Annotated in this window: 5 protein-coding genes and 1 pseudogene; 2 read left to right on the top strand and 4 right to left on the bottom strand. The window is 34.7% G+C overall.

What is annotated here, in order from left to right:
• From CVD18_RS19415 to gltB, 4 genes and pseudogenes are all read right to left on the bottom strand, one after another.
• A pseudogene (locus tag CVD18_RS19415) lies at window positions 1-498 on the bottom strand (hypothetical protein); the annotation flags it as partial.
• 160 nt (window positions 499-658) lie between these two features.
• On the bottom strand, window positions 659-2,341 hold the full coding sequence (locus CVD18_RS19420) for a T9SS type A sorting domain-containing protein (RefSeq protein ID WP_103867164.1): 1,683 nt from the start codon (window positions 2,339-2,341) through the stop codon (window positions 659-661).
• 636 nt (window positions 2,342-2,977) lie between these two features.
• Window positions 2,978-4,441, bottom strand: a complete 1,464-nt coding sequence (locus CVD18_RS19425; protein WP_103867165.1) for a glutamate synthase subunit beta — start codon at window positions 4,439-4,441, stop codon at window positions 2,978-2,980.
• 14 nt (window positions 4,442-4,455) lie between these two features.
• Window positions 4,456-8,955 carry a glutamate synthase large subunit gene (gene gltB / locus CVD18_RS19430; RefSeq protein ID WP_103867166.1) on the bottom strand — a complete coding sequence of 1,500 codons (4,500 nt, stop codon included), beginning with the start codon at window positions 8,953-8,955 and terminating at the stop codon, window positions 4,456-4,458.
• Window positions 8,956-9,384: 429 nt separating this feature from the next.
• Between gltB and CVD18_RS19435 the strand changes: the two genes are divergently transcribed.
• On the top strand, window positions 9,385-9,723 hold the full coding sequence (locus CVD18_RS19435) for a P-II family nitrogen regulator (protein ID WP_103867167.1): 339 nt from the start codon (window positions 9,385-9,387) through the stop codon (window positions 9,721-9,723).
• Window positions 9,724-9,779: 56 nt separating this feature from the next.
• On the top strand, window positions 9,780-11,030 hold the full coding sequence (locus tag CVD18_RS19440) for an ammonium transporter (RefSeq protein ID WP_103867168.1): 1,251 nt from the start codon (window positions 9,780-9,782) through the stop codon (window positions 11,028-11,030).
• Window positions 11,031-11,132: the final 102 nt, after the last annotated feature.

An 11,132-nucleotide genomic window follows, 5' to 3' on the forward strand; every position in this document is an offset into this window, starting at 1 on the left:
TCTAGGTAATTCCCTGTTTCCTTTGCCAGATTCAAGAAAGAAAATATCATCACTCTCTACAATACCTTCAAAACCATTAGGAACAGCCCCTTCAAAGGCACTTAATATCTTATGCCGCCAGTCAAATGAAGTTTGGAGACAGATACCTGTCTGTTCAGCACATTTCTTTATCGAATTGCCTAATAGCATATGGTACAAATAAACACTAAGCAAGTTCCCCTTTTTTAAACCAAAAGTAACTTTACCTGTAGTTTCCCTAAAATACTTCTTGCACGATTTACAAAAATAACGTTGCACACCATTAGCCTTGCCATTTGCACGGATATCGATGTCTTGACAATTAGGGCAATGTAGTGACTGGATTTGTTGCACCTCGGAATGAACAGTATACAAGTCAGGCTCTGAAGGATCGACCATAGATAATAGCTCCCTAATTACGGTCTCACGACCCAATTCATCTAGGCTTTTGAAAAATTCTGTGAAAGATTCTGGTACCATTTGCACTTGTTTTAAAACAAAGATAACTAGTTAAGTCGTATTATAGAATATAGCTTAAAAAAATTGAGCCACCAAAAAATATCAACTATTTAAAAGTGGCTCAATACATATTAACACTGCATCTATTTTACAGCTATAAGTCTATATATATACTATAGACCTATTTTTTGACAAATTTAATTATTTGAGTATCGCCTTTTTTGGTGCTTAACTTTACTACATAAGTTCCTTGACTTAATGTTTCTGTAGACAATTCAATCTTCCTTTTTTTACCTACATCATTTTTTGCAAGAACCATTGTTCCTTGTATATCAAAAACTTCTACTTTGATAATCGTAGCTTTGTTTTTATTTTCTATAGTAAGAAGGTTACTCACTGGGTTAGGAAACAATGCAATATTCGACTTTTCTATACTCTTAGTCTTTTCTGTATTTGCATCAAAAATAGGGTTACATCTACTTTGCTTGTATTCTACTTTTTTATCTTTGACTTCTATTTTCTTATAGTCTTTTACAAAAAATTGCTTAGCTATTTTAGCAATACAAGGTTGATGTTTTTTTACTTCTAGCTGCATTTCTTTTTGACAGAATGTATTTGTTTTACCTGTGGCTGTTGTTTCTACCAAATAAATATCTCGATCACCTGCCCCCAATGAGGTTGTATATCCTGTAAATGCATATCCTCTATCATAAACATCTTTTACAACCTCTAAGCCACTTTCGTCTTTGTTATCTCCATATTTAAATGCCCAAGTTGGAACTCCCCAACTATTTACCTGTAGCAATATTGCTTTATAAGATGTCGTTTTCTGGTGACCTACTATAGTATAAGAAGAGTTACCAGCAGAATCTACCGTTTCTTCTAATCCATACCCTTGCTCTGTTGCCTTTGTTCCATAAGTTTTTAGACCTAATAAACCGCCATTTCCATCTAAGTAAAGCATAAACACATCATACGAGTCATTTATCCCGAAACTATTTGTGTATCCTGTAAGCACATAATTACCTTGATTATTTTGTTTTACACAAGTAGCTTCATTTCTATATCCAACTGTAGGGTTCAATTGCTCAGGATACCCAAAAACTCTATCCCACTCTACGGATAAATCTGGTTTTAACTTAATCACAAAAATATCTGTAGGAGGATGCGCTATTGTTGTATTCACTCCACACCAATAATTGGTAGTAGAACCAGAAACAATATACCCTCCATCTTTGGTTTGCTCGATCCACAACCCTCTTTGGTTTCCTTCATTACCAATTACGGTCGCTGCTTTAAGGTTTCCAAAAAGATCTGTTTTTACTACATATACATTTGTTCCTGGTAACGAATTTGCATAACTATTTGTTTCTCCTACAAATATATATCCAGGCTGTCCTGTTACATCTCTATTATTTTGAATACAATGTGCTACATCGTATTCTTTTCCTCCATAAACCGTAGAAAAAACAGGAGTTCCATTAACATCTACTCCTTGCATATAGGCATCTCCCCCACCATGACCATAACTACGAGTTATTCCTGCTGCTACATATGCAACTGGATTATTAGGACTAAAATGTGTAGATTGTCTTACTGAATTAAAAAACTCATAATCCTGCCCCCCATAAACATGAGACCATACTTGATTTCCTGCAAGATTTGTTTTGACCAAGGTAGCATCCAAATTTCCTATATAGCCTCTAGAAGAATATCCTGCTACAAGATATCCTTTTTCAACCTCACGTAATTGTGTAAGGGATTTACCTAGTTCTGTTTTTGCGGTTCCAAACGAATGTTGGAATTGTGAAAAGCTCATGCTTACTATAAAGCAAAAAGCTATGCTACTAAAAACTGTTTTCATATGATTTGTATAAATGGTTAATAAATATTTTTAAGCACTATACTTATTTATCGTAATTATAACTCATAACACATCAATTCTTTAAGACTTTATCAAAGGTCAATCGAGTAAGAATAATTATTGATTAACACATCTATAATCCTTTACTAATTTACAAAACAAGTAGATGAATATCAAGCGGTTACACCTTTAAAAAACAAAGGAAAAAACTTGTTATTTATTGAGGTTTAGTATACAAGATTCAATGATTTTACTTCCTTGCCATTCGGTATCCCTTATTTATACAATAGAACTTAATTTTCCTCAATCTTGTTCAGTAAAAAAATAATGAAAAAAAATATCTCAGTTTCAAAAAGCGTGACTACTATGATGTATCATTGCCCTATAGTTATCTATAGGGGCTTTGAGAATTAAATCAAATAAGAGTAGTATTTATGTAATGATGGGATAAAAATGATCATAAATAATTATATCTCTAGCCCCTTGGTAACGCTATAGTAAACTACTAATAATTGGGATCATAAAATTAAAGAAGACCGTTTATTTATGAATAAACAGCCTTCTTTCCTTAACAAAAAACCCTAAAGATTTTGAAAATATTAAAATATACTCAAAAACAAGTCATGCGGGTATTTTTTATATTCTTGGTAAATCTCCTTCTCCTTTTAGTGGTAAATTAGAACTTCCCATTAGGTAGGCATCTACATGGTGTGCAGCCTGTCTACCCTCTGCAATTGCCCATACAATCAAGGATTGCCCTCTGCGGGTATCTCCTGCGGCAAAAACACCTTTTACATTGGTTGCATAGTTATCTGCAGTAGCTTTGATATTGGTTCTGACATCCATATCTATCCCTAACTGCTCTGCAATAGTAGGCTCAGACCCAGTAAATCCTAATGCTAATAAAGCCAATTCACATTTCCATTCTTTTTCGGTACCAGAAATTTCATTCAATGTAAAACGTCCATTTTCTTTTACCCATTCTACCTCGGTAGTAATGATCCCTTGCAAATTCCCTCCTTCATCCCCTAGAAACTCCTTGGTTGATATACTCCAGTTACGCTCTACTCCTTCTTGGTGAGAAGTACTAGTTCGCAAACGCATTGGCCAAAAAGGCCATGGTTGATTTTGTGGTCGCTCTAGCGTTCCTTTTCCCATAATCTCAAAATTTGTAACAGAAGTTGCTCCATGTCGTATAGATGTACCTATACAATCTGATCCTGTATCTCCCCCTCCGATTACAATAACATTTTTATCGGTAGCCATTATTTCTTCTCCCAAATCCTTAACACCATCTACTCTACGATTATTTTGTGGTAAAAAATCCATCGCCTGTACTACTCCTTTGAGTTCAGCACCCTTGATTGGAAGATTACGACGAACAGTGGCTCCTGTGCATAATACAACTGCATCAAAACCTTTTTTTAGTTCATCTGCCAAGATATCTTTTCCTATATGAACTCCTGTTCTGAATATAATTCCTTCTTCTTCTAAAACTGCTGCTCTACGATCAATCACTTGTTTTTCCATCTTAAAATCTGGAATACCATATCGTAATAACCCTCCTACTTTTTCATCTCTTTCAAAAACAGTTACCAAATGTCCTGCACGATTTAATTGTTGTGCCGTAGCTAATCCGGCAGGCCCTGATCCAATTACTGCTACCTCTTTACCCGTTCTTTCCTTAGGAGTATTTGCTTTTACCCATCCGTTTTCAAAAGCTTGTTCTACAATATTCTTTTCTATATTCTCTATGGTAATTGGGTTTTCATTGATTCCCAATACACAGGCTTCTTCACAAGGTGCAGGACATAATCTTCCTGTAAATTCAGGAAAATTATTGGTAGAATGCAATATATATGCTGCTTTTTCCCATTTACCACGATACACGGCATCATTAAAATCAGGAATCAAATTACCTAGCGGGCATCCACTATGGCAAAAAGGAATCCCACAATCCATACAACGTGCTCCTTGGTCTTCGAGTTTTTTATCTGGCATTTTTACCGTAAACTCTTTATATCCTTTCACACGATCTTTAACAGGTTGATACTGTTCTGTTTCTCTTTCAAATTCTAAAAATCCAGTTGTCTTTCCCATGGTCGATATCGTTTTTATGCTTGTGCTAATTTTTCTTCTTCTAATCGTATTAATGCCTGCTTGTATTCTTCTGGGAGAATTTTAATAAACTTTGGCAATTCACTTTCCCAATTTTCCAAAATTCTTTGTGCCAAAGGGCTTAATGTGGCATTATAATGATTCTCAATTAGCGTTCTCAATGCATTAATATCTTTTTGCTCGTCTACAGGATCTAGATTAAGCGCTTCAGCATTACAATGTGCTTCAAACGTTTTTTCTTTATCATAGATATATGCAATACCTCCAGACATTCCTGCTCCAAAATTACGTCCAACTTCTCCTAGAATAACAGCTATACCTCCTGTCATATACTCACATCCATGATCACCTATTCCTTCTACAACGGCTATTGCTCCTGAGTTACGCACGCAGAATCGTTCTCCTGCTTTACCATTAATGTATACCTCTCCTGCGGTAGCTCCATATAAAGTTACATTACCTGTAATCACATTTTTTTCAGGAATAATCGTAGATTCTTCAGGTACTTTAATGATCACTTTTGCTCCTGACAATCCTTTTCCTAGATAATCATTGGTATTACCATTGACTACCATGGTAAGTCCCTTGGTTGCAAACGCCCCAAAACTTTGTCCTGCTGCTCCTGTAAAATTGAGTTTTAATGTGTTCTCTGGTAATCCCTGAGCTCCATATATTTTAGAGATTTCATTACTTAATATTGCCCCAACTGCTCTATCTGTATTTACGATATCAAAATCTAGGGCTGTTCTTTCTTTACGGAATAATGCTGGGTGTGCTTTTTCTATGATTTTAAAATCTATGGATTTTTCTAACCCATGATCTTGTTTTTCTGTATTATATATTGATCTGCCCTCTGGGGTTTCTACTTGATGTAAAACGGGGGTTAGATCTATTCCTGCTGCTTTATAATGATTGATTGCTTTTTTATGATTCAGCTTACTTACCTGCCCTATCATCTCATTGATAGTTCTAAACCCAAGTTGCGCCATGATTTCTCTCAATTCTTGAGCTACGAAATACATATAATTTACGACATGTTCTGGTTTGCCTTTGAATTTTTTACGCAATTCTGGATTTTGGGTAGCAATACCAACGGGACAGGTATTAAGATGACATACACGCATCATTACACATCCTGAAGCTACTAGTGGTGCTGTAGCAAATCCAAATTCTTCTGCACCTAGCAAACATGCTATGGCAACATCTCTACCTGTTTTTAACTGTCCGTCACACTCTAATACAATACGACTACGCAGATTATTACCTACTAGTGTTTGCTGTGCTTCTGCTACTCCTAGTTCCCAAGGTAACCCTGCATGTTTTAGGGATGTCAAGGGCGAAGCTCCTGTACCTCCATCAAAACCAGATATCAGTACTACATCTGCTTTTGCTTTTGCTACTCCTGCCGCAATAGTACCTACTCCTACTTCTGATACTAGTTTTACATTAATTCTTGCTTCTCGATTTGCAGATTTTAGATCATAAATCAATTGCGATAAATCTTCTATAGAGTAAATATCGTGATGTGGTGGCGGTGATATTAAGCCTACATAAGGAGTTGAGTTTCTGGTCTTGGCTATTTCAGGGTTTACTTTTGGCCCTGGCAACTGCCCTCCTTCTCCTGGTTTTGCTCCTTGGGCCATTTTTATCTGAATCTCTGCTGCATTGGTTAAATAATTTGAGGATACTCCAAATCTACCTGATGCTACTTGTTTTATCGCACTGTTTTTCCAATCACCGTTTACATCTTTATAAAAACGAAGTGGATTTTCTCCTCCTTCTCCCGAATTACTTTTTCCTCCTATTCGGTTCATTGCAACTGCAAGATTTTCATGTGCTTCTTTACTAATTGACCCATACGACATGGCTCCTGTTTTGAAACGTTTTACAATCTCTGTCCATGGTTCTACTTCTTCTATCGGAATTGGATCATAATTAGAGAATTCTAATAATCCACGAATGGTCATTAATGATTTTGATTGTTCATTAATCAGGTTTGCGTATTCTGCATATGTTTTGGAATCATTATCACGTACGGATTTTTGTAGTTTGGCTACAGATAAAGGATTAAACTGATGTTTTTCTCCATTACGTCTCCATCGGTATTGTCCTCCTATTTCTAAACTCAAGTTTGCTGCTACTTCTTGATCTATATAAGCTCTTTTATGACGCTTAGATATTTCTTTTTCGATTTCATACAACCCTATTCCTTCTATACGAGTAGCTGTATTAGGAAAATATTGATCGACAACTTTGGTATTGATTCCAATACATTCAAATAATTGAGAACTTCTATAGGAGTTCAATGTTGAAATCCCAATCTTATTCATGACTTTTAATACTCCTTTGCCTACTGCTTTATTATAATTATATATAGCTTCTTCAAAGTCTAGCCCAGAAATATCATTTTCTTTGATCTGTTCTGCAATAATCTCATTGACCATATATGGGTTGATAGCACTAGCGCCATACCCAAATAGCAGTGCAAAATGATGTACTTCTCTAGGTTCTGCAGATTCTATAATCAAACTTACTTTAGAACGTTTTCCTATTCTTTGTAATCCACTATTTACATATGAACATGCTAATAAAGCTGGAATAGGTGCTCTATGTTTACTCACATTTCTATCAGAGAGTATAATAATATTAGTACCTTGATCTATCTCATCTGATACATCATTAAGTAATCCATCAAGTGCATCTTCAAGCCCATTTAATCCTTTATTGATATTGTACAACATAGATACAGAGGTACATTTGAACCCTTTGCCTGTATATGTTTTGATTTTATCAAGATCTTCTTTTGATATTACTGGATTCTGTACTTTTAACTTATTACAATGTTTTTCTGTAATATCAAATATGTTATGATCTGCCCCCAAGGTTAAACTAATATCTGTAATCAGTTCTTCTCTAATTCCATCAAGAGGTGGATTGGTTACCTGTGCAAATAATTGTTTAAAATAGTTATAAATCAATTGTGGGCGTTCTGATAATATAGCTATAGGCGTATCTGACCCCATAGAACCAATAGGCTCTTTACCTAACTGCCCCATCGGTGCGATAATCGTATCTATATCTTCTTGTGTGTACCCAAATACTTCTTTGCGTTTGGCTACTGTTTCTTCGCCTAAGAATAAAGGGCAATCGTTATAAGGTATATCTTTGAGGTGTACCAAATTCTTGTTTAACCATTTACGGTATGGGTGTCTAGCAGCTATTTCTTCTTTGACTTCTTCGTCATTTACAATTCTTCCTTCATCCATATTTACCAGAAACATCTTTCCTGGTTCTAGTCTACCGTGATATTCTATATTACTAGGTTCTAGATCTACCACTCCCGTTTCTGAAGACATGATTACATAACCATCTTTGGTCACACTATAACGAGAAGGTCTTAACCCATTTCTATCTAATACAGCACCTATATAGTTACCATCTGTAAAAGGAATCGATGCTGGGCCATCCCAAGGTTCCATTGTACAGGAGTTATACTCATAAAATGCTTTTTTCTTTTCTGACATTTCTGCGTTTTTCTCCCATGCTTCTGGTACCATCATCATCATCACTTCTGGAAGCGATCTTCCTGTCATTAATAATAACTCTACCACCATATCCATCGATGCTGAATCTGACTTACCTTTTAATACAACGGGTAGTATTTTTTTTATATCCTCTCCAAACCAATCACTCTCTAATAATTCTTCTCTAGAGCGCATTCTGGTTACATTACCACGTAGGGTATTTATCTCTCCATTATGACACATGTATCGAAAAGGTTGAGCCAAATCCCAAGTAGGAAATGTATTGGTAGAAAATCGTTGATGTACCAATGCCAAACGTGTTACAACTTTTGGGTCTAAAAGATCAGTATAATATAACTTTATATCTTCTGGCATTAAAAGTCCTTTGAATATTAAGGTCTTTGTAGATAAACTAGGTAAATAGAAAAATTTACTCTCAGACAATTTTGAACTATATATGGTATGTTCTGTTATTTTTCTAGCTGTAAATAGCTTTAAATTAAAATCAAAATAGCTTTGATTTTTATCTTTTTTACCTATAAATATTTGTTTTATAAAAGGCTCTGTTGTCGCTGCTATTTTTCCTAAATGGACTTCATCTACAGGAACATCTCTCCATCCTAATACTATTAATTGCTGATTATTAATATTTTTTTCAAAAGTATCTATACAGAATTGTCTTTGATTATCTTTCTTAGGCAAGAAAACATTACTAACTGCATATTCTCCAAAATCAGGTAATTTAAAATCGCAATGTTCTACAAAAAAATCATGAGGAATATCAATTAATATTCCTGCTCCATCTCCTGTTTTTCCGTCAGAACTCACTGCACCGCGATGTTCTAGTTTTTCAAGAATTTCTAAAGCCTTATGAATAATATCATTTGATTTTTTTCCTGCTAGACTACAGATAAATCCGGCACCACATGCGTCATGCTCAAATTCTGGTAGATACATTCCTTGTTTCTTCATACTGTTTTCAAACTTAAAAGGTGTTACAAGTTGATGAAATTAACAAATCATTAAGGAAGGAAAAAGAAAACGAGAGCATTCAGCATCACTTTTCTGAGCTCGTTAAAAAAAGCCTGTATTGGGTAGTATAATCACAAAATAAGGACCTCTAATTATGAATTTGACAATGCATTTTTGTCTAAAAACTGTAAATCTTAGCTTATTGATAATCAATAAATTTTAATGAAAACGTTTTCGTAAAGTATCGTTAAAAAACCAATATCAAATTCTTACTTTTATATTAAAAAAATAATTACCCCTAATTTAAATAGGGTTAAAAATTAAATATTGATAAAAATAAACAAAACACCCCCTAAAAAAATAGTGTTACATAATATTTTACATAAATTTACTTCTATAATAGTGCTAATTTTAATTTTTTATTGTTTTATGAAGAAAATAGAAGCAATTATCAGAAGGTCTAAGTATCGTGTTGTAAAAGAAGCTTTACACCATAAAGGTATTATGTTTTTCTCTTATTGGGATGTAACTGGGGTGGGTCATGAACAAAAAGGTAGTGTATATAGAGGGATTACCTATAGCACCACAGATATACAAAGAAGGTATTTATCTATAGTAGTAAATGATAGTTTTGAAAAGGCTGCTATATCTGCCATTCTGGAAGCTGCAAAAACAGGAGAAGTAGGCGATGGAAAAATATTTGTTTCTGATATAAAGGAAGCATATAGAATACGAACCTCAGAAAAAGGTGAAGAAACATTGAACTAATGATTTGGTATCATAAAAAAAGGAAAACAAAAAATAACTTTAATGCTAATTAAATAATGGAACTTTTAACTACCAACAATATATGGATGATGATATGTACTGCGCTAGTATTTTTCATGCATCTGGGATTTTCTTTATTAGAAATAGGGCTTACACGTCAAAAAAACACCATTAATATATTATTCAAAAATGTATTTATTATCTGTATAGGATTATTACTTTATTATATAGGAGGTTTTAACCTTATGTATCCAAGTTTTGAAGACGGGGATTTTGGCTTTATAAAATTTGCTGGATTTGGCATCACTCCCCCTGAAAATGGTATGACTCCCGCCTATGCTAATGGGGGGTACACTTGGTGGACAGATTTCTTGTTTCAAGGAATGTTTGCGGCTACGGCTGCAACTATTGTTTCTGGTGCTGTTGCAGAACGTATAAAACTTGGCGCTTTTATGATTTTTACTTTGGTATACATAGGTTTTGTGTATCCAATAGTAGGTTCTTGGCAATGGGGCAAAGGTTTTTTATATACTCTAAAAATTGGGGAGGCTGAAGGGTTTTATGATTTTGCAGGCTCTACTCTTGTACACTCTGTAGGTGGATGGGCTGCATTGGTTGCTATAATTCTTTTGGGTGCAAGGATTGGTAAATTTACTGCAGAAAAAAAACCGCAGGCAATCCCTGGGCATAACATTCCTCTTGCTACTACTGGTGCACTTATTCTTTGGTTTGGGTGGTTTGGATTTAATGGTGGATCTGTACTTTCTGCAAACCCTGCAGTTACCTCATTAGTATTGGTTACTACATGCCTTGCTGCTGCAAGTGGTGGTATTGGTGCTTTTATATTTTCTACTATACTTTATAAAAATTATGATATCACTATGTTTTTGAATGGAATCTTAGGAGGATTAGTAGGTATTACCGCTGGAGCTGACCTAATGTCAACAAATGAAGCTTTGATTATTGGTATGTTTGCAGGTATTATTACTGTACTTGGCGTATCATTGATAGATAGATTAAAATTAGACGACCCTGTAGGTGCAATATCTGTCCATTTGATTTGCGGTATTTGGGGTACATTAGCGGTAGGGGTTTTTGGATCAAAGGCTGGATTTGATCAATTTATGATTCAAACAGCTGGTGTATTAATCATAGGGGGATTCTGTTTATTTTTTGCTTTTACTATTATTAGTATTCTCAAAAAGACTATAGGAATTCGAGTATCTGAAAAAGAAGAAATTGATGGATTAGATACCCATGAACATGGTATGGATGCTTATCCTGATTTTAGAATTAATCAGCATTAAAAAAAAAGAGAGAGGGAATTCCGAGGGCACTGAAAAAGCTTAACTTTTTCAGCAATGACTAGAAAAAAGCGATTAAATAAACATTGATTTTATTTAATCGCT

Origin of the sequence: Aquimarina sp. I32.4, from assembly GCF_002924285.1 — a bacterium.
In the GTDB taxonomy this organism is placed as follows: domain Bacteria; phylum Bacteroidota; class Bacteroidia; order Flavobacteriales; family Flavobacteriaceae; genus Aquimarina.

Coding starts and splice junctions, on each gene's coding strand:
- CVD18_RS19435 (WP_103867167.1), top strand. CDS start 9,385: ATGAAGAAAATAGAAGCAATTATCAGAAGGTCTAAGTATCGTGTTGTA.
- CVD18_RS19440 (WP_103867168.1), top strand. CDS start 9,780: ATGGAACTTTTAACTACCAACAATATATGGATGATGATATGTACTGCG.
- CVD18_RS19425 (WP_103867165.1), bottom strand. CDS start 4,441: ATGGGAAAGACAACTGGATTTTTAGAATTTGAAAGAGAAACAGAACAG.
- gltB (WP_103867166.1), bottom strand. CDS start 8,955: ATGAAGAAACAAGGAATGTATCTACCAGAATTTGAGCATGACGCATGT.
- CVD18_RS19420 (WP_103867164.1), bottom strand. CDS start 2,341: ATGAAAACAGTTTTTAGTAGCATAGCTTTTTGCTTTATAGTAAGCATG.